The organism is Micromonospora yangpuensis, assembly GCF_900091615.1.
Taxonomy (GTDB): domain Bacteria; phylum Actinomycetota; class Actinomycetes; order Mycobacteriales; family Micromonosporaceae; genus Micromonospora; species Micromonospora yangpuensis.
The window spans coordinates 4,397,300-4,420,287 of the sequence record NZ_FMIA01000002.1 but is presented as its reverse complement, the minus strand read 5'-3'; the positions used below and the strand labels follow the sequence as shown (position 1 = coordinate 4,420,287).

General features: G+C 71.8%; 19 protein-coding genes. 13 read left to right on the top strand and 6 right to left on the bottom strand.

Translation table 11 applies throughout. From position 1 onward, the window contains the following. Positions 1-205 precede the first annotated feature (205 nt). Positions 206-679, top strand: coding sequence for a Rieske (2Fe-2S) protein (locus GA0070617_RS19930; protein WP_091440806.1), 474 nt, complete (start codon positions 206-208; stop codon positions 677-679). A 76-nt stretch (positions 680-755) separates the two neighbouring features. Here the strand turns inward: GA0070617_RS19930 and GA0070617_RS19925 are convergent, their stop codons facing one another. Further along, complete coding sequence (locus GA0070617_RS19925; protein WP_091446733.1) at positions 756-3,605, bottom strand: penicillin acylase family protein; 2,850 nt, start codon at positions 3,603-3,605, stop codon at positions 756-758. 166 nt (positions 3,606-3,771) lie between these two features. Here GA0070617_RS19925 and uvrC point away from each other — a divergent pair, with 166 nt between their 5' ends. Further along, positions 3,772-5,703 (top strand): excinuclease ABC subunit UvrC, encoded by a 1,932-nt coding sequence (gene uvrC, locus GA0070617_RS19920; protein ID WP_091440802.1) that lies wholly within the window; start codon positions 3,772-3,774, stop codon positions 5,701-5,703. Between the two features lie 12 nt (positions 5,704-5,715). On the opposite strand, the gene GA0070617_RS19915 is transcribed toward uvrC, so the two are convergent. From GA0070617_RS19915 to GA0070617_RS19900, 4 genes are read right to left on the bottom strand one after another with little or no spacing between them, the layout of a single operon-like run. Continuing rightward, positions 5,716-6,816, bottom strand: a complete 1,101-nt coding sequence (locus GA0070617_RS19915) for a hypothetical protein (RefSeq protein WP_091440799.1) — start codon at positions 6,814-6,816, stop codon at positions 5,716-5,718. Positions 6,817-6,850: 34 nt separating this feature from the next. Beyond that, a complete protein-coding gene (recQ, locus tag GA0070617_RS19910) occupies positions 6,851-8,791 on the bottom strand; it encodes a DNA helicase RecQ (protein WP_091440796.1) in 1,941 nt (646 codons plus the stop codon). A gap of 37 nt (positions 8,792-8,828) precedes the next feature. Further along, on the bottom strand, positions 8,829-9,317 hold the full coding sequence (locus GA0070617_RS19905; protein WP_229688240.1) for a Uma2 family endonuclease: 489 nt from the start codon (positions 9,315-9,317) through the stop codon (positions 8,829-8,831). Between the two features lie 9 nt (positions 9,318-9,326). Then, positions 9,327-9,821, bottom strand: a complete 495-nt coding sequence (locus GA0070617_RS19900) for a hypothetical protein (RefSeq protein ID WP_229688201.1) — start codon at positions 9,819-9,821, stop codon at positions 9,327-9,329. 179 nt (positions 9,822-10,000) lie between these two features. Between GA0070617_RS19900 and GA0070617_RS19895 the strand changes: the two genes are divergently transcribed. From GA0070617_RS19895 to GA0070617_RS32065, 7 genes are all read left to right on the top strand, one after another. Continuing rightward, positions 10,001-10,855, top strand: coding sequence for a DUF5753 domain-containing protein (locus GA0070617_RS19895; RefSeq protein ID WP_091446727.1), 855 nt, complete (start codon positions 10,001-10,003; stop codon positions 10,853-10,855). Between the two features lie 22 nt (positions 10,856-10,877). Further along, positions 10,878-11,063 carry a DUF397 domain-containing protein gene (locus tag GA0070617_RS19890; protein WP_091446726.1) on the top strand — a complete coding sequence of 62 codons (186 nt, stop codon included), beginning with the start codon at positions 10,878-10,880 and terminating at the stop codon, positions 11,061-11,063. Between the two features lie 49 nt (positions 11,064-11,112). Next, entirely contained in the window at positions 11,113-11,559 is a 447-nt protein-coding gene (locus tag GA0070617_RS19885) for a helix-turn-helix transcriptional regulator (protein ID WP_091440786.1), read from the top strand. Positions 11,560-11,564: 5 nt separating this feature from the next. Then, the gene (locus GA0070617_RS19880) at positions 11,565-11,975 is read left to right on the top strand and encodes a VOC family protein (protein ID WP_175440593.1); all 411 of its coding nucleotides are present in this window, start codon (positions 11,565-11,567) and stop codon (positions 11,973-11,975) included. A gap of 64 nt (positions 11,976-12,039) precedes the next feature. Beyond that, the gene (locus tag GA0070617_RS19875; protein ID WP_091440778.1) at positions 12,040-14,430 is read left to right on the top strand and encodes an ATP-binding cassette domain-containing protein; all 2,391 of its coding nucleotides are present in this window, start codon (positions 12,040-12,042) and stop codon (positions 14,428-14,430) included. A gap of 539 nt (positions 14,431-14,969) precedes the next feature. After that, entirely contained in the window at positions 14,970-15,866 is an 897-nt protein-coding gene (locus GA0070617_RS19870) for a hypothetical protein (RefSeq protein ID WP_091440773.1), read from the top strand. 187 nt (positions 15,867-16,053) lie between these two features. Continuing rightward, positions 16,054-17,778 carry an ABC-F family ATP-binding cassette domain-containing protein gene (locus tag GA0070617_RS32065; protein ID WP_268239643.1) on the top strand — a complete coding sequence of 575 codons (1,725 nt, stop codon included), beginning with the start codon at positions 16,054-16,056 and terminating at the stop codon, positions 17,776-17,778. Here GA0070617_RS32065 and GA0070617_RS30010 read toward each other — a convergent pair. Beyond that, complete coding sequence (locus GA0070617_RS30010; protein ID WP_139135720.1) at positions 17,762-18,622, bottom strand: hypothetical protein; 861 nt, start codon at positions 18,620-18,622, stop codon at positions 17,762-17,764. The two genes, GA0070617_RS32065 and GA0070617_RS30010, sit on opposite strands and share 17 nt — an antisense overlap. 199 nt (positions 18,623-18,821) lie before the next feature. On the opposite strand from GA0070617_RS30010, the gene GA0070617_RS19860 reads away from it, so the two are divergent. The 4 genes from GA0070617_RS19860 to whiA all read left to right on the top strand — a co-directional run bounded on the left by GA0070617_RS19860 (position 18,822) and on the right by whiA (position 22,796). Beyond that, positions 18,822-19,514: an NADPH-dependent F420 reductase gene (locus GA0070617_RS19860; protein ID WP_091440770.1), complete on the top strand. Its 693-nt coding sequence runs from the start codon at positions 18,822-18,824 to the stop codon at positions 19,512-19,514. Positions 19,515-19,887: 373 nt separating this feature from the next. Then, complete coding sequence (gene rapZ, locus GA0070617_RS19855; protein WP_091440767.1) at positions 19,888-20,802, top strand: RNase adapter RapZ; 915 nt, start codon at positions 19,888-19,890, stop codon at positions 20,800-20,802. After that, on the top strand, positions 20,799-21,761 hold the full coding sequence (locus GA0070617_RS19850) for a gluconeogenesis factor YvcK family protein (protein ID WP_091440763.1): 963 nt from the start codon (positions 20,799-20,801) through the stop codon (positions 21,759-21,761). The genes rapZ and GA0070617_RS19850 overlap by 4 nt, the downstream gene beginning before the upstream one ends. A gap of 54 nt (positions 21,762-21,815) precedes the next feature. Continuing rightward, positions 21,816-22,796 carry a DNA-binding protein WhiA gene (gene whiA / locus GA0070617_RS19845; RefSeq protein ID WP_091440759.1) on the top strand — a complete coding sequence of 327 codons (981 nt, stop codon included), beginning with the start codon at positions 21,816-21,818 and terminating at the stop codon, positions 22,794-22,796. The last annotated feature ends 192 nt before the right edge of the window (positions 22,797-22,988 follow it).

The following is a 22,988-nucleotide window of genomic DNA, read 5'->3' as shown; positions in this document are numbered from 1 at the left end:
CCGACGGCGCCGGCAAGGCGGCCGGTGCCGCCAACGGCCCGTCGCGGTCGACCCGCCGGACTCCCGCCAAGGCCCGCTGACCGGACAACCACGGGCCACTCAGGCATTTCCCAGGCTTTCGGGGTGAACTGGGTCCCATCACCATCCGTGTACGCAGGAGAGGCCGCGATCACCACGGTGCGGCAGCCGAGAGAGGGAGCCAGACATGAGTGACGACCAGGTGTTCGACGCCCCGGTCACGCAGACGCGGCGGACCCTGCTGGCGGGGGCCGGTGCCCTCGGGGCGGCCGTCGTGCTGACCGCCTGCGGCAGCGACCGGCCCACCGCGACCACCGACAACGAGCCCGACGGCGACGGCTCCACCGGGGGCGACGGTTCCCCCGGCGACGGCGCGGCGGTGCTGGCCAAGACCGCCGACATCCCGGTCGGCGGCGGGAAGGTCTTCGCCCCGCAGGGCGTGGTCGTCACCCAACCCACCGCGGGGGAGTTCAAGGCCTTCGACCCGATCTGTACCCACCAGAACTGCCCGGTGTCCAACGTCGACGGCGGCACCATCAACTGCACCTGCCACGGCAGCAAGTTCTCCATCACCGACGGCTCGGTCCAGGGCGGCCCGGCCACCAGGCCGCTGGCCGCCAAGGAGGTCACCGTCTCCGGCGAGGACATCACCCTGGCCTAGCCGAGCCGGTCCCGCGCTCCCCTCAGGTTAAGAAGGGGCCCCTGCTATACCGAAAGCGTTAAGCAGGGGCCCTTCCTTACCGTTGGGTGGGGAAGGAGACGACCTGCTGGTAGGTGGGGCGGTTCTGCCAGGCGATGGTGGCGTGGGTGATGCCGCCCAGCGGCGCCTGGACGATCGCGTCGGCGCACCACTGGTCGCCTGCGGGGCAGCTGTCGTCGCCGGGGTAGGTGACGGTCGCCGGGGTCGCCGCCGCCGTGGCCAGGGTGTCGAGCAGCAGCTGCCGGCAGCCGGTCAGGCTGCCCCCACCGCAGTGGGTACGCCCCGGACCGCCGGCCACCGGCTCGCCGAGCACCGCACGCAGGTCCTTGTCGACATAGCCCCACCAGCCGTACTGGAAAGCCGAGCCCTTGTGGGTCTGGGCGGTGCTGGCCGAGGTGGGCAGGGTGGAGGTGTCGCCCCGCTGGTGGCCGGAGGGTGACTCGTTGACCTGGAGGGTGTCGACGAGCGCCTGGTAGAGCTCCGCGCCGAGCGGGGCCCGGAACATCGCCCGGACCAGCAGCGGCCACCAGGCGTCGAAGGTCCGGATCGCCTCGGCGTGCCGGTACACCCGGCTGCCCTTGGCGGTCTCCACCCGCAGCGCGCCGTCGGCCCGCCACGCCCTGAGTCGACCGATCTCGGCGGCCAGCGCGGGGTCACCGACGGGTTGGCTCTCCAGCACCCGGATCAGCTCGTCGAGCACCTCGGCCCCGCGCAGGTCGGTCAGGCCGGCCCGCTGCACCAGCTCGGTCAGCGAGGCCCGGTCGAAGGTGCGCCCCGCCGCGATCGCCGCCTTCAACGGCCGGTCGAGCAGGTCGGCGCGGTGCACCGCGCCGAAGCTGAAGTTGCCGTCGGCCGCACCGAAGTCCTTCGCCTGCTTGTTGTTCCAGCTGACGTAGTAGTCCTGGTCGGTCGACTGCGGGTGGGCGGCGGCGGGCGCGTAGCGGGCGGTGTTCGTCGTCGGGTCGAAACCCTGCCACTCGTACGCCGGGTCGGCCCGCATCGGCAGGTTCGGGTTCGTACCGTCGGCGCGCAACGGGTTGAGGCCCGAGTTGTAGTACCCCGACTCGGTGGAGTTGACGTAGAACCAGTTGAACGCGTACTCGACGTTCTGGGCCGAGGTGCGGAAGGCCGCCGCGGAGCCCATCTGGGCGGGGTCGTTGAACATCTGGAAGCCGATCGCTGAGTCGGCCTCGTGCCGGTAGGTGGAGCGCAGCTGGGTGAAGGCGTGCGGTTGGCCGTCCACCATGGCCCGCCAGCCGACCAGGCCGAGCCGGGTCCGCCAGGAGACCAGCTTGTACGACCCGGGCGGCGTGCCGTCGGCGACCGTCGGGGTCCACCGGTTGACCCGGGACAGCTCCTCCATGGCCAGGCACTGCCCCCGGTACCGGTACCGGTTGCTGGCCAGGGTGGGGGTACTGCCGTCGGCGGTGCAGAGCGGCACCGCGTAGGTGTCGGTGATGTCGTGCACCGACGAGGTGGCGCTCCAGGCGTAGTCCTGTCCCCGACCGAGCAGCACGTACAGGTTGAGCCCGGCGAACGCGGCCCCCCGGGCGCTGATGCCGGGGCCCTGCAGTTCCTGCACCATGAGCAACTGCGGCGAGAAGTAGCCGGTCTGCGGGCCGAAGACCGCGATCGGGTGGCCGGTGGCGGAGTGTGCGGCGGAGACCACGGCCGCGTTGGACATTCCCCGGTGCGCCGGGTCGATGGTCAGCCCGGACAGCGCGGCGGCCAGCTCGGAGCCGCGTCCGGTGCCGGCGGTGGTACGGGCGGAGCCGGTCGGGTCGGTGAAGATCGGTTCGACGGTGGCGGTGCCGGCGTCGGGCAGCACCACGCTCGGCGCGTCCGGGTCGGCGTCGCCGTAGCGGAAGCTCTGCCCGTCGTGCAGGGTCAGCACCGTCTCGGGGTCGTTCTCGTTGCGGAAGCCGGCCCACACCCGGTCGCCCTCGGCCGGCCCGTAGCGGGCCCGGGCGGCGATGCGGACCAGCGCGGACTGCATCTCGGTGCCACCTCCGCCGCCGAAGAGGCCACCCACCACCCCGGCGATGGCGATCAGGTCGGTCAGCTGGAACGGCTCCGGGCCGCCGGCGTTGGTGATCGCGTCGAGGTGCCCGGTCAGCACGTACTCGCCTGGGCAGTTGCGGCGGGACATGCAGACGCCGATGTAGGCGTTGATGCCGGCGATGTACTCCTGCACGTCGGTGTAGAGCTGCTGGCCGCGCGGGCCCTTGGCGCGCAGCGCCTCGACCTGGGCGGTCAGGTCGGCCTCGGTGTACGGCGAGGTGCGCCAGACGCTCTGTTCCAGGGCCCGGTTGCCCGGTGCGCCCCCGGCGAACGGGGTCAACGTGCCCCGGCCGACGTGCCGGAGCAGGTCCATGGTGAACAGCCGGTCCTCGGCGCCGGCGTACCCGGCCCCGTACATGGTGCCGCCCCGGGTGGTGCCGGTGACGTGCGGTACGCCGGTGGCCCGGTCCCGCACGATGCGCACGTCGGCGCGGGGTGAGTAGGAGCGTTCGACCTGTCCGGCCGGGACCCCGAAGGAGGCGTCGTGGAAGAACCGGTCGATCTGGTCCTCGCGCAGCCCGGCGTAGCCGTAGACCAGGTCGGCGTAGCGGCCGAGCTGGTCGGCGGAGTGCCGGGGGAGGGTGCCGAGGGTCTGGTGGGCGAGGATCTCGACCAGGGTCGCGTTGCCGTTCTGGCCCGGCGGCAGGATCTCCGCGCACTGCCCGAGGCAGTAGTCCCCGGGCGCGGCGGCGGTGGCGGGCGCTGCGGCGGGCGTCGCATCGGCGGGTGTCGCGGTGGACGGGGTGGGGGTGGCCACGAGCAGGGCGGCCACGCCGACGGCGGTGGTCGCGGCGGCCAGGAGTCGGGTGGTGGTGGGACGGGGCATGGTGATCCTCCGGCGGCTGGGGATCATGACGCGGGACGGGTGACCGGCGGTGACGTGAAGAACCTTCACTTACCGGATGGTAAGCGACGCCTGTCGATATCGGAAGAAGTCGATACCCCGGGAACCGTGCGAGAGGTTGTCGGTGGTGGGGGCTAGTGTCGGCAGGGTGGCAGATCCGTCGACCTACCGCCCCGCGCCCGGCACCATCCCGGAGTCCCCGGGGGTCTACCGGTTCCGCGACGGCACCGGTCGGGTCATCTACGTCGGCAAGGCGAAGAACCTGCGGGCCCGGCTCAGCTCCTACTTCGGCGACCCGCTCGGCCTGCACGAGCGGACCCGGCAGATGGTCACCACCGCCGAGTCGGTCGACTGGATCACCGTCGGCACCGAGGTCGAGGCGCTCCAGCAGGAGTTCACCTGGATCAAGCAGTACGACCCCAGGTTCAACGTCCGCTACCGCGACGACAAGTCGTACCCGTACCTCGCGGTCACCGTCGACGAGGAGTACCCGCGCCTGCAGGTGATGCGGGGGGCCAAGCGCAAGGGGGTGCGCTACTTCGGGCCGTACTCGCATGCCTGGGCGATCCGCGAGACCCTCGACCTGCTGCTGCGGGTCTTCCCCGCGCGGACCTGCTCGGCCGGGGTCTTCAAGCGCGCCGGGCAGGTCGGCCGCCCGTGCCTGCTGGGCTACATCGGCAAGTGCGCGGCACCCTGCGTGGGCAGCGTCTCCGCGGCTGAGCACCGGCGCATCGTGGACGGGTTCTGCGACTTCATGGGTGGCCGGGCCGACCCGATGGTCCGTCGGCTGGAACGCGAGATGGCACAGGCCAGCGAGGCGCTGGAGTTCGAGCGGGCGGCCCGGCTGCGCGACGACGTCGCCGCGCTGCGCCGGGCCATGGAGAAGCAGGCCGTGGTGCTCGGCGACGGCACCGACGCCGACGTGGTCGCCTTCGCCGACGACCCGCTGGAGGCCGGAGTGCAGGTCTTCCACGTCCGGGACGGGCGGATCCGGGGCCAGCGGGGCTGGGTGGTGGAGAAGACCGAGGAGCTGACCACCGGTGACCTGGTGCACCACTTCTGCACCCAGGTCTACGGCGGGGAGCGGGGCGAGACCGACGTGCCGCGTGAGCTGCTGGTGCCCGCGCTGCCGACGGACGCCGAGGCGCTGGCCGACTGGCTGACCACCCGCCGGGGCAGCCGGGTCACCCTGCGGGTGCCCCAGCGCGGCGACAAGAAGGACCTGCTGGAGACCGTCGCCCGCAACGCCCGTGACGCGTTGGCCCGGCACAAACTCAAGCGGGCCGGTGACCTGACCACCCGCAGCCAGGCCCTGGACGAGATCGGCGAGGCGCTGGGCATGCGCACCTCCCCGCTGCGCGTCGAGTGCTACGACGTCTCCCAGATCCAGGGCACCGACGTGGTGGCCAGCATGGTCGTCTTCGAGGACGGGCTGCCCCGCAAGAGCGAGTACCGCCGGTTCATCGTCCGGGGCGCCACCGACGACCTGTCGGCGATGTCGGAGGTGCTGCGCCGCCGCTTCGCCCGCTACCTCGACGCCCGCGCCGAGACCGGGGAGCTGGGCGAGGAGACCGCCGCCGACCCGGACCGCCCCGGCATCGACCCCACCACCGGCCGGCCGCGCCGGTTCGCGTACCCGCCGCAGTTGGTCGTGGTCGACGGCGGCCCGCCGCAGGTCGCCGCCGCCGCCCAGGCCCTGGCCGAGTTGGGCGTCGACGACGTGGCGCTCTGCGGGCTGGCCAAACGGCTGGAGGAGGTGTGGCTGCCCGACGACGAGTTCCCGGTCATCCTGCCCCGCACCTCCGAGGCGCTCTACCTGCTGCAACGCATCCGGGACGAGGCGCACCGGTTCGCCATCACCTTCCACCGGCAGCGCCGCTCCAAGCGGATGACCGCCTCGGCGCTGGACGGCGTGGCCGGCCTCGGCGAGGTGCGCCGGCAGGCGCTGCTGCGGCACTTCGGCTCGCTTAAACGGCTCTCGGCGGCCACCGTGGAGGAGATCACCGAGGTTCCCGGGGTGGGCCGCCGCACCGCCGAGGCGATCATCCAGGCCCTCACCGGCACGGAGACCGAAGCCTGAGTGCCCGAGCCGTCAGCCGCCGTGCTGGACCAGGGAGTCGCGGCTGGTCAGCAGCTGCCAGGCGAGCTGGGGGTGGCTCTGACCCAGGGTCAACCGGGCCACCACCGTGCTGCCGTCGACCGTGATGTCGGTGACGGAGAGCAACTCCGACCAGGGCTGACGGGTCCTCGCCGAGCTGCCCTCGGTGAGCAGGGTCCGCAGCGCGGTCGCGTTGGCCTCGGCGTTGCCGGCGTCGGCGTGCGCGTAGGCCAGCAGCAGGACCGGCCCGCCGTCGTGGGCCAGCCCGGTGGCGACCCCGGTGAACGGGCGCAGCGGGTTGTCGCCGCCGCCCCGGTAGTTGTCCCGGGCGCTGAGCATCGTCGCGTACGCGCCCTGGGTGTCCATCGCCCCGGCCAGCGCCCGCAGTTCGGGCAGGTCGGCCAGGGTGTCGCCGGTGGACCCGACCGCCGCCTGGACGTGCCCGGAGACGGGGGAGACGTAGAGCCGGCCCGAGTCCAGGGCGAGCGTCAGCGGCTGGCCCAGCGGGCGGGCGACGGTGCGTGCGCCCGGGTCGATCGACAGGTCCTCGCCGTCGCCGACCCGCCACCGCCCGCCGTCGGCCTCGCCCATGGCGGCGCTGAGTCGTTCCGTGGTGAAGGTGCCACCGGCCACGGTGAGCGGTCTCGGGGCGGTCGGGTACTCCACGAACCAGCGTAGGTCCAGCACCGACCAGCCCAACTCGGCCTGGAACTCCCCGGCCCGGGCGAGCGCGCCCCGACCGACCCCCTGCGGCAACAGGGCGGCCACCGCCGGCGTGGGCCCACCGGGGGTGCCCGTGCTCGTCAGCGCGTTGACGTAGGCGCTCACCGCCGCCTGGTCCTCGGGGCCGCTGGGCGGACTCACCCCGGCCGCCCGCGCCGCCGCCTCGATGTCGGCCATGGTGACCAGGATGCCGCCGTCGCCCTGGGCCACCGCGCCGGGCAGCAGGGCGAGCCGGTCGACGAACGAGCCGGTCTCCGCTGCGCCGCCGTCACCACCCCCGTCGGGCGCGGCACCCCCGTCGCTGCTTCCACAGCCGGCGGCGGCCAGGCCGAGGGTGAGCAGGGTGGCGGTGATGAGCTGTCGGCGTCGCATGGCGGGCAGGATAGTAAAGCTGATCAAGCCACGGTCAGCCGGCGTGATCACCCTCGGCGAGCACGGCGAGAATCGGCTCACCGTACTTGGCCAGCTTGTTCTCGCCGACGCCGCTGATCGTGGCCAGCTGCGCGAGGGAGGTCGGGGCGTCGGCGGCGATCTGCCGCAGGGTGGCGTCGTGGAAGATCACGTACGCCGGTACGCCCTGTTCCTTGGCGGTCGCCGCCCGCCACGCCCGCAGCCGCTCGAAGACCGGCGCGGCCCCGGCCGGCAGCTCGGCGACGACGGTGGCCGACCCGCGCGGCTTGGCGGTGCGGACCGGCTTCTCCGGCTCCCGGCGCATCATCACCGTCCGGCGGCGACCCAGCACCTCGGCGCTGGCCTCGGTCAACGCCAGGGTGCCGTAGTCACCCTCCACGGCCAGCAGCCCCTCGGCGAGCAGCTGCCGGACCACCCCGCGCCACTCGGTGTCCCGCAGCTCGGTGCCGATGCCGAAGACGCTCAGCTGGTCGTGCCGGAACTGGGTGACCTTGTCGTTCTGCTTGCCGAGCAGGATGTCCACGCAGTGCCCCGCGCCGAAGCGCTGGTTGCGCTCGCGGTCCAGCCGGAACACCGTGGAGAGCAGCTTCTGCGCGGCCACCGTGCCGTCCCAGGACTCCGGCGGCTCCAGGCAGGTGTCACAGTTGCCGCAGGCCACCGTCGCCGGCTGGCCGAAGTACTCCAGCAGTTGGCCCCGGCGGCAGCGGACCGTCTCGCAGAGCGCCAGCATGGCGTCCAGGTGCGCGGCGAGGTTACGCCGGTGGGCCAGGTCGCCCTCGGAGGTGTCGATCATCTTGCGCTGCTGGACCACGTCCTGCAGCCCGTAGGCCAGCCAGGCGGTCGACGGCAACCCGTCCCGGCCGGCCCGCCCGGTCTCCTGGTAGTAGCCCTCGACCGACTTGGGCAGGTCCAGGTGGGCCACGAAGCGGACGTCCGGCTTGTCGATGCCCATCCCGAAGGCGATCGTGGCCACCATGACCAGGCCGTCCTCCCGCAGGAACCGCTGCTGGTTGCGGGCCCGGGTCGCCGCGTCCAACCCCGCGTGGTACGGCAGCGCGGCCACCCCGTTGGCGACCAGGAACTCGGCGGTCTTGTCCACCGAGGCCCGGGACAGGCAGTAGACGATCCCCGCGTCGCCGGGGTGCTCGTCGCGCAGCAGCGCCAACAGCTGCTTGCGTGGCTCCCGCTTCGGCACGATCCGGTACTGGATGTTGGGCCGGTCGAAGCTGGCCACGAAGTGCCGGGCCTCGGTGAGCTGGAGCCGGGTGGCGATCTCGGCCCGGGTGGCGCTGGTCGCGGTGGCGGTCAGGGCGATCCGGGGGACGTCCGGCCAGCGCTCGTGCAGCATCGACAGGGTCAGGTAGTCGGGGCGGAAGTCGTGCCCCCACTGCGACACACAGTGCGCCTCGTCGATGGCGAACAGCGCGATCCGGCCCCGCTCCAGCAGCCGGAGGGTGGCCTGGCTGCCCAGCGCCTCCGGGGCGAGGTAGAGCAGGTCGATCTCACCGGCGACGAACTCCGCCTCGACCAGCCGCCGGGTGTCCAGGTCCAGCGTCGAGTTGAGGAACCCGGCCTTCACCCCGACCGCGCGCAGGGCGTCGACCTGGTCCTGCATCAGCGCGATCAGCGGCGAGACCACCACCGCGACGCCGTCGCGGACCAGCGCCGGGATCTGGTAGCACAGCGACTTGCCGCCGCCGGTGGGCATCAGCACCAGGGCATCCCCGCCGGCCACCACGTGGTCGATGACCTCGGCCTGGAAGCCCCGGAACTCGTCGTAGCCGAAGACCCGCCGCAGGGTGTCCAGCGCCGCTGTCGGGCCGCCGGTGCCGGGGTCGCTGGCGTCGGCGCCGGTCGTGCCGGGGTCGCTCACGGCGGGATCGTTCACGGCGGGGTCGTTCACGGCGGGGTCGCTCACGTCGGTGGGGGAGACCATCCGCGAATTCTACGAGCGGGCACCGACACCTCCGCGCTCAGTCGAGGTCGTGTTCGGCCGGGGCGGTGTTGAGCAGCCAGGCGAGCGGCATGCTGGCGTGCGTCACGTACCGGTCGCCGACCAGCCGGTGCATGGTGACGGTCTGCGTCGAGTCCTGCTCCACCAGCCAGTACTGCGGGATGCCGGCGAAGGCGTACTCGTTGCGCTTGGTCACCGTGTCGACGCCCTCGGAACCGGGGGAGACGATCTCGACGACGAGCCGTACGTCGGTGACCGGCAGCCACACCCCGTCGGCCTGGCCCTTGCTCCACACGACCAGGTCGGGAATCCGTCCGCCGACACCACCGTCCCGGCCGGGGATCGCCAACCCGACGGCCTGGGCGATCCGGTCCGCCGACAGGCCGGCGGCGGCCAACCAGACCGTCAACCGGGTCGCGATCACCGCATCGGTGAACCCTGACGGCAGCCTGATCGAGAGAAATCCGTCAGGACTGATCTCGTATCGGTGATGTTCGTCCGCTGGCATCCTCATCGGTCAGGACGTGGTCGGGGTGTCGCCGTGGCCCCAGCAGAGTCCGCCGAGGCCGGCTGCGCTGTGGAAGCCGGGATGACCGGTGACGTCGGCGCAGACCTCGCCGTCCGGGCCGGGCAGGCCGCAGAAGAGCGGCTCGACCTGGTTCCAGGCGTCGGCACGAGAGAGCAGCGCGGCGTCGCCGGGTAGCTCCGGGCGCAGGATCATCAGCCCTTCCGTGTAGACCACCGCCTGCTCCCGGGCCGCCTGCAGGTCGTCGGCGAGGTAACTCAGGTGCAGGGTCCACCGTCGGTGCGCGTCCGCGACCGAGGCGGGAACCAGCGGCGGACCCGAGCGCCGCTCCCGCTCGGTCGCATACCGGCCCACCAACGATTCGACGTACGACGAGAGCGGGTCCCGTCGGGTCAGCGCGTGTGCGACGGCGGCCCGCACCTGCTCGGAGACGTCCGCCCGGTCGAGCACGGCAGCCAGTTCCTCCTGGAACCCGCCACCGGGCACCCTCCGGCACGAAGATCCGTTGCTGTCCACTCCCACCCCTTCCGCTCTGTGTGCTACCGCTTACCGACAGTCTGCGTCGTGAGGAGAGAAAATGCAACGTTGTGTTTACTGACGGAGATGCTTGAACTCTTTTTTAGCCGTGTGGTAAGAATCGATGACTCCTGGTGGAGGTGGCTGCGATGGCTCAGGTGCCCAGTCCGACGATCCGAGCACGTCGGCTCCGTCGCGAGCTTCGTCGGCTACGCGACCGGACCGGGCGTACGGCGGAGGAAGTGGCCAAGATCCTGGGCTGGCACCGGACCAAGGTGATCCGCTTCGAACTCGGGCACTCCCGGGTGATGCCCAAGGACATGCAGTCCTTGCTCGACCTCTACGACGCCTCCGAGGGGGAGCGTGAGTCGCTGACCGGGTTGCTCCGACAGGCGCGGCAGAAGGGCTGGTGGAGTGCGTACGGCGACGTGCTGCCGGACGACTACGTTGGCTTCGAGGCCGAGGCGACGTCGATCAGTGCCTTCGAGAGCCTCTACGTTCCCGGTCTGCTGCAGACCGAGGAGTACGTCCGCGCCATCGTCAAGGCCGGCCGCACCACCGCCGACCACGACGAGGTCGACCGACGGGTGGCAGCTCGCCTCAGCCGCAAGGTGCTCCTGTCCCGAGACGCACCGCCCCGGCTGTGGGTCGTGCTCGACGAGGCGGTGGTGCGTCGTGTCGTCGGTGGGCCGAGAGTCATGAAGGCGCAACTCCGACGCCTGATTGACGTTTCCGAGCTGGCAACCGTCGAGCTGCAGATCCTGCCGTTCGCCGCCGGGGCGCATGCGGCCATGGGCGGTCCTTTCACCCTGCTGGACTATGCCGACCCATTGTTGGACCCGACCGTGGTCTACCTCGACAACGACTCCAGCACGCTGCTTCTGGAGGAGGAGAAGCAGGTGGTGCGATATAGACTCGTGTTCGACCACCTGCGCGCGAAGGCGCTCGACCCGGACGAGTCGACAGCCTTCCTTGCCCGGGTGGCCGAGGGCTATCCGGATTGACCTGCAGATTAGGGGCGAGGCGATGACTGCTCTCGATGTCCACGCGATGCAGTGGCGCAAGAGCAGCCGGAGCAGCGCAAGCGGGTCGAACTGTGTCGAGGTGGCTGACCTGTCCGGCGGGTTGGCGGTTCGGGATTCCAAGGATCCGGACGGGCCCGTGCTCCGCTTCGGCCGGGATGCCTGGCGGTCCTTCGTCGGCGGACTCTGAGCGGCATGCCCAGGAGTCAGGCGGTGCGGGACGTGGCACGATCGGGCAGGTGAGCAGGAATTCCGCCGAGGCGCAGCACCTGCGCGACCTGGCCCGGCTGCGGCGCGTGCGCGACCGGATCGACCGGGAGTACGCGCAGCCGCTGGACGTCGAGTCGCTGGCCCGGGGCGTGCACCTGTCGGCCGGGCATCTCAGTCGCCAGTTCCGGGCCGCCTACGGTGAGTCGCCGTACGCGTACCTGATGACCCGGCGCATCGAGCGGGCGATGGCGCTGCTGCGCCGGGGCGACCTGAGCGTCACCGAGGTCTGTCTCGCCGTCGGTTGTGCCTCGCTGGGCACCTTCAGCACCCGTTTCACCGAGCTGGTCGGGGTGCCGCCCGGCGTCTACCGCAACCGGCACCGGGCGACCGCGGAGCTGCCGCCCTGCCTGGCCAGACAGGTCACCAGACCGATCAGGAATCGAGAAGCGCGGGCCGCCGAACCGCAGTTAGCGTGACCGGCATGGACATCACCATCAACGCGAGCTTCCTGCCGCACACCGACCCGGAGGCCTCCCTGGCCTTCTACCGCGACACCCTCGGCTTCGAGGTCCGCAACGACGTCGGCTACGACGGGATGCGCTGGCTCACCGTCGGCCCCGCCGGACAGCCCGACGTCTCCATCGTGCTGCACCCGCCGGCGGCCGACCCCGGTGTCACCGACGACGAGCGCCGGACCATCGCCGAGATGATGGCAAAGGGGACGTACGCCGGTATTCTGCTGGCCAGCAAAGACCTGGCCGGTGCCTTCGAGCGGTTGCAGGCCGGTGACGCCGATGTCGTCCAGGAGCCGACCGACCAGCCGTACGGGGTGCGCGACTGCGCCGTACGCGATCCGGCGGGCAACCTGATCCGGATCCAGCAGCTAGGCTGACCCACCGCCCTGACCTGCATCAACGGTGCCTCGTCGGGCACCGGTGGCTGACCCTGGAGACACCATGAGCAAGGCCCCGAGCAGCGCGCCGCAGGCGTCCGATCGGCACGTCGCCGACAGCCACGAGATGATCCGTGTGCAGGGCGCCCGGGAGAACAACCTCAAGGACGTCAGCGTCGAGATTCCCAAACGTCGGCTGACGGTCTTCACCGGTGTCTCCGGTTCCGGCAAGAGTTCGCTGGTGTTCGGCACCATCGCCGCCGAGTCGCAGCGGATGATCAACGAGACGTACAGCGCCTTCGTGCAGGGGTTCATGCCGACGCTGGCCCGCCCCGAGGTCGACGTGCTCGACGGGTTGACCACCGCGATCATCGTCGACCAGGAGCGGATGGGGGCCAACGCGCGCTCCACCGTCGGCACCGCCACCGACGCCAACGCCATGCTGCGGATCCTGTTCAGCCGCCTCGGGCAGCCGCACCTCGGCTCGCCGCAGGCGTTCTCCTTCAACGTCGCCTCGGCCAGCGGCAGCGGCGCGGTCACCGTCGAGCGCGGCGGCAGCCCGACGAAGGAACGGCGTACCTTCAGCATCACCGGCGGGATGTGCCCGCGTTGTGAGGGCCTGGGCCGGGTGAGTGACTTCGACCTCTCCGCCCTCTACGACGACACCAAGTCGCTCAACGAGGGCGCGCTGACCGTGCCCGGTTACAGCGTCGAGGGCTGGTACGGCCGGATCTTCAGCGGCTGCGGCTTCTTTGATCCGGACAAGCCGATCCGCGAGTTCACCGAGCGGGAACTGCACGACCTGCTGCACAAGGAACCAACCAAGATCAAGGTCGACAACGTCAACCTGACGTACGAGGGGCTGATCCCGAAGATCCAGAAGTCGTACCTGGCCAAGGACCGGGAGGCGATGCAGCCGCACATCCGGGCGTTCGTGGACCGGGCGGTCGTCTTCACCACCTGCCCCGACTGCGCCGGCACCCGGCTCAACCCCGGCGCCCGCTCGTCGAAGATCGCCGGCATCAGCATCGCCGACGCGTGCGCGATGCAGATCAGCGACCTGGCCGACTGGATCCGGGGCCTGGCCGAGCCGTCGGTGACGCCGCTGCTGACCACGCTCGGACGGACCCTCGACTCGTTCGTGGAGATCGGGCTCGGCTACCTCTCGCTGGACCGGCCCGCGGGCACCCTCTCCGGTGGCGAGGCACAGCGGGTCAAGATGATCCGGCACCTCGGCTCTTCGCTCACCGACGTCACGTACGTCTTCGACGAGCCCACCGCCGGCCTGCACCCGCACGACATCGCCCGGATGAACGACCTGCTGCTGCGGCTACGGGACAAGGGCAACACGGTGCTGGTGGTGGAGCACAAGCCGGAGACGATCGCGATCGCCGACCACGTCGTGGACCTCGGCCCCGGGGCCGGCACGGCCGGCGGCACCGTCTGTTTCGAGGGCACCGTCGAGGGGCTACGGGCCAGCGACACCCTGACCGGCCGGCACCTCGACGACCGGGCCAGCTGCAAGGAGCAGGTCCGTAGGCCCACCGGGGCGCTGCAGATCCGCGGCGCCGACACGCACAACCTCCAGAATGTCGACGTCGACATCCCGCTCGGCGTGCTGGTCGTGGTGACCGGGGTGGCCGGCTCCGGCAAGAGCTCGCTGATCCACTCGTCGATCCCGGCCGGGGCCGAGGTGATCTCGATCGACCAGGGTGCGATCCGGGGCTCCCGGCGCAGCAACCCGGCGACGTACACCGGGTTGCTGGAGCCGATCCGCAAGGCGTTCGCCAAGGCCAACGGGGTCAAGCCCGCGCTGTTCAGCGCCAACTCCGCCGGCGCCTGCCCGACCTGCAACGGCGCCGGGGTGATCTACACCGACCTGGCGATGATGGCCGGTGTCGCCAGCGTCTGCGAGCAGTGCGAGGGCCGCCGGTTCGACGCCTCGGTGCTGGAGTACCGGCTCGGCGGGCGCAACATCAGCGAGGTGCTGGCGATGTCGGTGGCCGAGGCCGAGGAGTTCTTCGGCACCGGTGAGGCCCGCACCCCGGCCGCGCACACCATCCTCGACCGGCTCGTCGACGTCGGGCTCGGCTACCTCAGCCTCGGCCAGCCGCTGACCACCCTTTCCGGCGGTGAGCGCCAGCGGCTCAAGCTCGCCACCCACATGTCCGCCAAGGGCGGCGTGTACGTCCTCGACGAGCCGACCACCGGCCTGCACCTGGCCGACGTCGAGCAGCTGCTCGGCCTGCTCGACCGGCTGGTGGACGCCGGCAAGTCGGTGATCGTCATCGAGCATCACCAGGCCGTCATGGCGCACGCCGACTGGATCGTCGACCTCGGCCCCGGCGCCGGCCATGATGGCGGCCGGATCGTCTTCGAGGGCACTCCGGCCGACCTGGTCGCCGCGCGCTCCACCCTGACCGGCGAACACCTCGCCGCGTACGTGGGCCGCTGACCGACTTCCCGCACCCGGGGGCGCGGTCACCGACCGCAGCACGGTCAACCCCTCCGTGTCGATCACCGCCGGCTCGCGAGCCTCCGTCAGGTCCCGGCCCGGAAAACTGAGATGCAACGTCCACCGTCGCCCCAGGCCGATGTCCGTCACAGATGTTCCACAACAACCAGGATGTTGTCCCCACGCACCCTCCGGAGACCACTACAACAAGGAAGTTGTGTCCGCTTGAAGCTCTGGAAGGACAGCCGGTAGACCTGTCACGATGGTGGCGATCACGCTGGCCACCGCCGGCAGCCCGTTGCCGACCTGTGGAAAGCGCACGTGGTGGAAGCCGGACTTTCTCGGCGTTCCTCTTCGCGCTGCAACTGGTGCAGGTCGGCCGTGACCAGGATTCCGTAGCCAGGAGCGGCGAGGTCGGGGCTCAGGTTGGTGGTCGGCCCGGCCGCTGGAGGATGTCGACCTGCTGGCCCTGGGCGATTCTCCACCCGTGACGTCGCCCCGGATGCCGGTGGCATCGGGTGACCGGGTTGGATGTCGGGATGGCCGTACGCATCGACATCGAATCCCTGCGCGACATCGCCGGTCCGTCGGCCTGCGAGGTGGCCGACCGTCTTCGGGCCGCCGGTGAGCCGGCAACGGTCGTTTCGGCCGGCGGGGGAGTGTCCGCCGTGCTCCGGGCGGCCGACGAGCCGCCGTACGAGGTCTGGGTCGGGGTCACCTCGGAGGGCTTCACCGTCGAGTGTGACTGCCCGGACGAGCAGGAACTCTGCGCACACGCGGTGGCCGTCACCACGGTCGCCCTGGCCGACAACTTCGCCTTCTCGTCGGCTGCCACCCCGCCGTCCGCGGTGACCGTCGATCCGAAGGTGGCCGAGCTGGCCGACCTGGCGGGCACGCTGCCTGCCCGCCGGCTGGCCTTCCTGATCGCGGAGTACGCGGCCACCGACCGGGTGTTGGAGGCTCGGCTGCGGGCACACACCGGCCGGCTGGCACCGCCGACCGATGCCGAGTTGGCGGACATCGCCCGGACTGTCGAGAGGCTGGCCGACGAGTCGACCAGCGGATACCGCTGGGACCTGCACGACGTGGCGAAGGCCGGCCAGGCGATCGTGGAGGAGGTGCAGACGTTGGCCGCCCGCCCGGTGACCGAGGCCACGCTGCTGGTGGTCGAACGGGCGGCCCGCGCCTGGGACGGGATCGCCGGGCACCTCATGGACGCCTGGGAGACGTACGAGGAAGAGCCGGCTGAGATCGGCGGCGCGATCCGCGCGGTGCACGTCCAGCTCTGTGAGCAGGCGCAGCCCGACCCGGACGAGCTGATGGAACGGCTGACCGGGATCATCCGTGCGGCCGACACGGCGTCCTGCCTCGATGAACCCTGGGACTATGTCGGTGTGCTCGGTCGTGAGCGGATCATGGGGTGGCGTCGGTACTGACGGCTGACGTACGGAGGTTGCTTCCTGTTATCGTTCCCGGCATGAGTAGAGGCCTGTGGTCGCAGAAGGTGCGTTCCGCCCGCTGACGGCGGCGCACCTCTGACCTGATCCGCGCTCGCCGTCCCGGCTTCCCCGCCGGGCGGCTGTTTCCGGCTGCCCGGCTCGATCCCGAGCTGCGGAGCGCCTCGTGTCCCACACCCCTGACCTCTCCCTGTCCCCGTCGACCCCGTCCGGCCCGGTAGCGGTCGACGACCTTCCGGCCGGTCCGAGCGCCCACCTGCGGGCCGACGACATCTGCGTCACCCGAGGTGGCCGCCGGGTCCTGCACGACGTCTCGGTCACCGTCTCCGCCCGGTCCCGGCTGGCCGTGGTCGGCGAGAACGGCCGTGGCAAGACCACGCTGCTGCACGTCCTCGCTGGTCTGCTCGTACCCGATCGCGGTAGCGTCGCGCGGACCGGCACGGTCGGTATGGTCGAGCAGGAGTTGACGGTCGCCGCCAGCGCGACCGTCGGGACCCTGACCTCGGCCGCGCTGCGGGCCCCGCTGGCCGCGTTGGCCGCGTTGGAGTCGGCCACCCTGGCGCTGACCGAGGGGGCCGCCGGCGCCGACGACCGGTACGCCGTCGCCCTGGACGCGGCGACCCGCCTGGACGCCTGGGACGCCGAGCGCCGGGTGGAGATCGCGCTGGCGGCGCTCGGTGCCTGCACCGACCGCGACCGGGAGTTGGCCACCCTGTCGGTGGGGCAGCGCTACCGGGTACGGCTGGCCTGCCTGCTCGGGGCCAGCCACGACATCCTGCTGCTCGACGAACCCACCAACCACCTCGACGCGGACGGGCTGGCGTTCCTCACCCGTCGCCTGCGCGAGCATCCCGGCGGCTTCGCGCTGGTCAGTCACGACCGGGCGCTGCTGCGCGACGTGGCCCACCAGTTCCTCGACCTCGACCCCAGCCAGGACGGCCAGGCCCAGCTGTACGCCGGCGGGTACGACGCCTGGCAGGACGAACGCCGCCGTGACCGGCAGCGCTGGGAGCAGGAGTACGAGCGGCAGCAGGGTGAGCGCCGCCGACTCACGGAGGCCGTCGCCCAGGCCCGCGACCGGCTGCACACCGGATGGCGGCCGGACAAGGGCACCGGCAAGCACCAGCGGCAGTCCCGGGCCCCCGGCGTCGTGCAGGCCTTCCACCGGCAGCAGGAGGCGCTCGACGCGCACCGGATCACCGTCCCGCCTCCGCCGCTGACGCTGCGCTGGCCCCACCTCGGGGCGCGGGCGGGCGCGTCGCTGCTGCGCGCCGTCGACGTCGAGGTGACCGGCCGGCTGGCGGGACCGATCTCGCTCACCGTCACCGCCGGCGACCGGTTGCTGGTCACCGGGGGCAACGGCGCCGGCAAGTCCACCCTGCTGTCGGTGCTCGGCGGGCACCTGGAACCCACCACCGGTACGGTGACCCGGGCCAACCGGGTACGCGTCGCGGTGCTGACCCAGGAGGTGCCCCGGTGGGAGTCGGAGCGGACCGCGCGGGACGTCTACGACCGGCAGGTGGGGCGGCTGGCCGCCGCCGGGACGGTCAGCGCCGGGGCGGTGCTCCCGCTGAGCGGCCTCGGTCTGCTCGACCGGGACGCGCTGCGGGTGCCGGTGTCCCGGATGTCACAGGGTCAGCAGCGCCGCCTCGACCTGGCCGTCCAACTCGCCGGTCGCCCCGAGCTGATCATTTTCGACGAACCGACAAACCATCTCTCGGCCACCCTGGTCGACGAACTCACCGCCGCCCTACGCGGCACCGGAGCTGCGGTCGTCCTCGCCACCCACGACCGGCAACTCCTCCGGGACCTGGCGGACTGGCCCCGCCTGCACCTGGGTGCCGCACCCACCGGGCAGGTGCAGGCGGAGCCGGTCAACGGCGGCGTTTGACGGGCACGTCCGGGTCGGGTGACGCCGCCCGGCCACCCGCCGCGGGCCTGGTGGCCGAGCGATCCGCCGGTGCCGGCGGAGGCGGGGCAGCGGGAGCTATCCGGGCCATGGCGGCGTTGGCCGGGCTGAGGAGGTCCGATGGTTCCGGTGGCGGCTGGACCGGGGCAGTGATCCGGGCTCCGGCTGCGGCGGCGGTCAGCTGACCGCTCGGGGCGTCGGTAGGTGCGGTGCTGTCCTGGCCTCGCCGGGAGTTGGCGATCACCATGAGCGGCCCGGACCATTCCAGGTTTCGGAATCTGGCGACCGCCGGCCGCAATTCTTCGGGGATGGCTCTTCCGGCCTGTTGTGCGCTACTCAGCCAGGCCTCAGGATTGAATCTCCTGCCGTTCTGGAGCAGGATGTCCTCGGCCAACCTGAAATTGGGCTTCGTCTGCCTTTTCTCATGGGCCTTTTCGAGACCCTCCCGGATGTCGGTATCCGAGAGTGGGTGCCTTGACCGGAGCGGACCGGGGTGCGGTAACTTCTGATAGGGGGTCTTGCTGCTGTCCGGGCCGGGCTTGGCGACGATGATTGCCGTTCCGTCCGGGAGGTGCTCCAGGTGGCGGAATTTTCCCACCACGGTCCACAGGCTCTCGTCGATTGGGGCTTGCTGGGTCATCTTGTTGCTCAGCCAGATTTTCGGATTGAACGACTTCCCGTTCTGAAGGTCGATCGGATGATTGATCCTGAAACCGGGAAACACGCTCAGCTCCGCCGCTTTTTCCAGGCCCTCCTTGACCTCTGCCGTGGAAAATGTGTGCCGTACCTGTGTCGGTCTCTTCTGGTCCGTGGGAACTGGCGACATGTCGGTTTCCTCCCGCGTGGATCCGGTGGTCGGGTCGGCGCTGTCCGCCCAGATGTGGTCGGCCCGCGCCGGACCGTATTACGCGGGACGCCCCGGTCCGGTTCGACCGCACCGCGCGATTGTGGCGCCGCCCGCAGGGAGTCGACGGGGGCGCACCGGTCCGGGAATTCGGGCGGGGTCGATGGGGTTGGCACCGGGCATGACGACTGTGGGACTCATCGGAAGCGGCAACATCGGCGGCACCGTGGCCCGGCTGGCGGTCGCCGCCGGTCACGACGTGGTGCTGAGCAACTCGCGTGGTCCGGAGACGCTCGCGGAACTGGTGGCCGAGCTGGGGCCGCGGGCGCGGGCGGCCACCCCGGCGGAGGCCGCAGCGGCCGGGGACATCGTGGTGGTGACCGTGCCGCTGCACGCCTACCGGCAGGTGCCGGTCAAGGAGCTGGCCGGCAAGATCGTGATCGACACCAACAACTACTACCCGGACCGCGACGGGCGGATCGCGGAGCTGGACGACGAGTCCACGACCACCAGTGAGCTGCTCCAGGCGCACCTGCCGGAGGCGTACGTGGTCAAGGGGTTCAACAACATCTACTTCGCGCACCTGCGGGCGCTGGCCCGCCCGGCCGGGGCCGCCGACCGCAGCGTCCTGGCCATCGCCGGGGACGACGCCGCCGCGAAGGCCGCCGTGACCGCCTTTCTCGACAGCATCGGGTACGACACCGTGGACGCCGGTCCGCTGGCCGAGGGCTGGCGGTTCCAGCGCGACACCACCGCGTACGCGGGCCTCTACGCCACGGACCCGGCGAACTTCTTCGAGGCGGGACCCGCGCCGGTCGACGCGGAGAAGCTACGCGCCGCCCTGGCCGCCGCCCGCCGGTACGCCGACGCCTGACCGCCGGACCGCACCCGGCGCCCGGCTGCTGGCGGGCGTGACCGGGACACGACCGGGCGGCCTGGACGGGTCGCCCGGTCGGCTGTCACGGTGCCGCGGGCGGCCAGCTCGTGCCTCGCACCCACCGCGTTCGTACCGCCTCCACCTGCGGTTGTCGCCGAGAGGTTAGGTACGATCACTGATCGTCAGCAAGTGGTTGATCTATCGGGAATATGACGGAAGGTCCGAAAACGCGGTCCGGCCGGTCGCGCTGCGGTACCGGGGCCGCGCTGCCCGTGGCCGCGCACCGATCGACCTCCTCCGGCGGGATAGAGTCGCTGACTGACCATCGGCGGTCGACCACGACCGCGCGCCACGGCTTGGGGGTAGTGGATTGAGCGAGGCGCGAAGAGTCGAGACGGCGCCGCAGGACGGCCACCCGGCCGAGCCGGACACCACGTTGGTGGTGGTCACCGGGTTGTCCGGCGGGGGGCGCAGCACGGTCGCCCGGGCCCTGGAGAACGTCGGCTTCTACGTCGTCGACAACCTCCCCCAGGCGCTGATGCTGGACATGGCCGAGCTGGCCGTCAAGGCCGGCGGCGCGGCCCGGCGTACGGCGATGGTGCTGGACGTGCGCTCCCGGGCCTTCTCCACCGACCTGGCCGGGGCGATCCGGGAGCTCAAGGACCGGGGCTTCTCGCCCCGGGTGGTCTTCGTCGACGCCGACGACGAGGTGCTGATCCGGCGGTTCGAGAGCGTGCGCCGCTCGCACCCGTTGCAGGGCGACGGGCGGCTGGCCGACGGCATCGCCGTCGAGCGTGGCCTGCTGGAGGAGGCCCGCGACCAGGCCGACGTGATCATCGACACCAGCCACCTCAACGTCAACCAGCTCCGGCGGCGCATCGAGGAGCTGTTCGGCGCCGAGGACGCCCGGCGGCTGCGGGTGACCGTGCTCTCCTTCGGCTTTAAGTACGGCCTGCCGCCGGACGCCGACTTCGTGCTCGACGCCCGGTTCCTGCCCAACCCGTACTGGGTGCCCGAACTGCGGGAACACACAGGTCGTGAGGAGGCGGTGAGCGCGTACGTGCTCGGTCAGGAGGGCGCGGACGCCTTCGTGTCCTCCTACGCCGACCTGGTGAACGCCACCACCGGCGGGTTCGAGCGGGAGGGCAAGCGGTACCTGACCGTGGCGGTGGGGTGCACCGGCGGCAAGCACCGCAGCGTGGCGATCACCGAGGAGCTGGCCGACCGGCTGCGTCGGTCCGGTCTCGCCGCCAACGCCCAGCACCGCGACCTGGGGCGGGAATGACGCCGACCCGGGTCGTCGCCTTCGGCGGGGGACACGGGCTGGCGGCGTCGCTGCGGGCGCTGCGGCGGTGCGTACCCGATCTGGCATTGGACATCACCGCGGTGGTGACCGTCGGCGACGACGGCGGCTCCAGCGGCCGGCTGCGCGCCCAGCGCGGCGGCCTGCCCCCCGGTGACCTGCGGCAGGCGCTGGTCGCGTTGGCCGCCGACGAGCCGGCCGCCCGGCGCAGCGCCGGCCTGTTCCAGCACCGCTTCGCCGGGGACTCCCCGCACGGCCTGGACGGGCACGCGGTCGGCAACCTGGTCCTGGCCGGCCTGATCGAGCTGCTCGGCGACCCGGTCGCCGCCCTGGAACACGCCGGGTCGATGCTCGGCGCGGTCGGCCGGGTGCTGCCGATGTCCTGCCAGCCGGTCGACATCGAGGCCCGGGTACGCGGCGTCGACCCGGCCCGACCGGACGAGGTGCAGACCCTGCGGGGTCAGCACCAGGTCGCGGTGACCGGTGGCCGGGTGGAGGCGCTGCGGCTCACCCCGACCGCCCCGACGGCCTGCCCGCAGGCGGTCCGGGCGATCCACGAGGCGGACTGGCTGATCTTCGGCCCCGGCAGCTGGTACACCAGCGTGCTGCCGCACCTGCTGGTGCCGGGGCTGGCCGAGGCGATCGTGTCCTGCCGGGCCCGGCGACTGGTCACCCTCAACCTCGCCACCGAGCAGGAGACGCTCGGGCTCTCCCTCGCCGACCACCTCGCCGCGCTGCGCTGGTACCTGCCCGAATTGTCGGTGGACCTGGTGCTGGCCGACGCCAAGGCGGTGGGCGATCCGGGACCGGTCGAGGGTGCGGCAGAATCCCTGGGGGCCCGGCTGGTCCTCGCCCCGGTCGCCGTCGCCGACGGCACACCTCGCCATGATCCAGACGCCCTGGGCGCCGCACTGGTGCCTGTCCTGGGCGCCGATCGTTAGACACGTACGTAATCACCGGCGACACGCCGGAACCGGTCCGTGAGGGGACGCACAATGGCGATGACGGCTGCGGTGAAGGACGAGCTGAGTCGGGTCGACGTGCCCAAGCCCTGCTGCCGGCGAGCGGAGATGGCGGCCCTGCTGCGCTTCGCCGGGGGGCTGCACATCGTCTCCGGCCGGGTGGTGGTCGAGGCCGAACTCGACACCGGCTCGGTGGCCCGTCGGCTGCGGCGGGAGGTCGCCGAGGTCTACGGCTATCCCAGTGAGATCCACGTCCTCGCCTCCGGTGGCCTGCGCAAGGGCAGCCACTTCATCGTCCGGGTGGTCAAGGACGGTGAGATGCTGGCCCGCCAGACCGGCCTGCTGGACGTGCGGGGCCGGCCGGTGCGGGGTCTGCCGCCGCACGTGGTGGCGGCCAACGTCTGCTGCGCGGTGTCGGCCTGGCGGGGCGCGTTCATGGCGCACGGCTCGCTCACCGAGCCGGGCCGCTCCAGCGCGCTGGAGATCACCTGTCCAGGCCCGGAGTCGGCGCTGGCCCTGGTCGGTGCCGCCCGGCGGATCGGCATCACCGCCAAGAACCGCGAGGTGCGGGGGGTGGACCGGGTGGTGGTCAAGGACGGCGACGCGATCGCCGCGCTGCTCACCCGGGTCGGCGCGCACTCCAGCGTGCTGGCCTGGGAGGAGCGTCGGGTACGCCGTGAGGTGCGGGCCACCGCGAACCGGCTGGCCAACTTCGACGACGCGAACCTGCGCCGCTCCGCGCGGGCCGCGGTGGCCGCCGCCGCCCGGGTCACCCGGGCGCTGGAGATACTGGCCGACGACGCGCCGAACCACCTGACCGACGCCGGCCGGTTGCGCCTGGAGCACCGGCAGGCCTCGCTGGAGGAGTTGGGAGCGCTGGCCAACCCGCCGCTTACCAAGGACGCCATCGCCGGCCGGATAAGGCGACTGCTCGCCCTGGCCGACAAGCGGGCCCGCGACCTGGGCATCCCGGATACGGAAGCGGCCGTCACGCCCGACATGCTCGTGGTCTGATGAGACGGTGAGGGTCGGAGCGACCTGCGGGACAGCGGTGCGGGGGCGGGTTCACGCCCCGGCGCAGCGGCGTGTCGCCCGCTCGGATAGGCTCGAAGCGTACGGCAAGGGGGCCGACAACCGGCCCATCTCGCCGCATTCACCGCCCTTGGCGGTCAGGTCCCTCGGGGACCGCGGCGGGGCGGCCGAGAT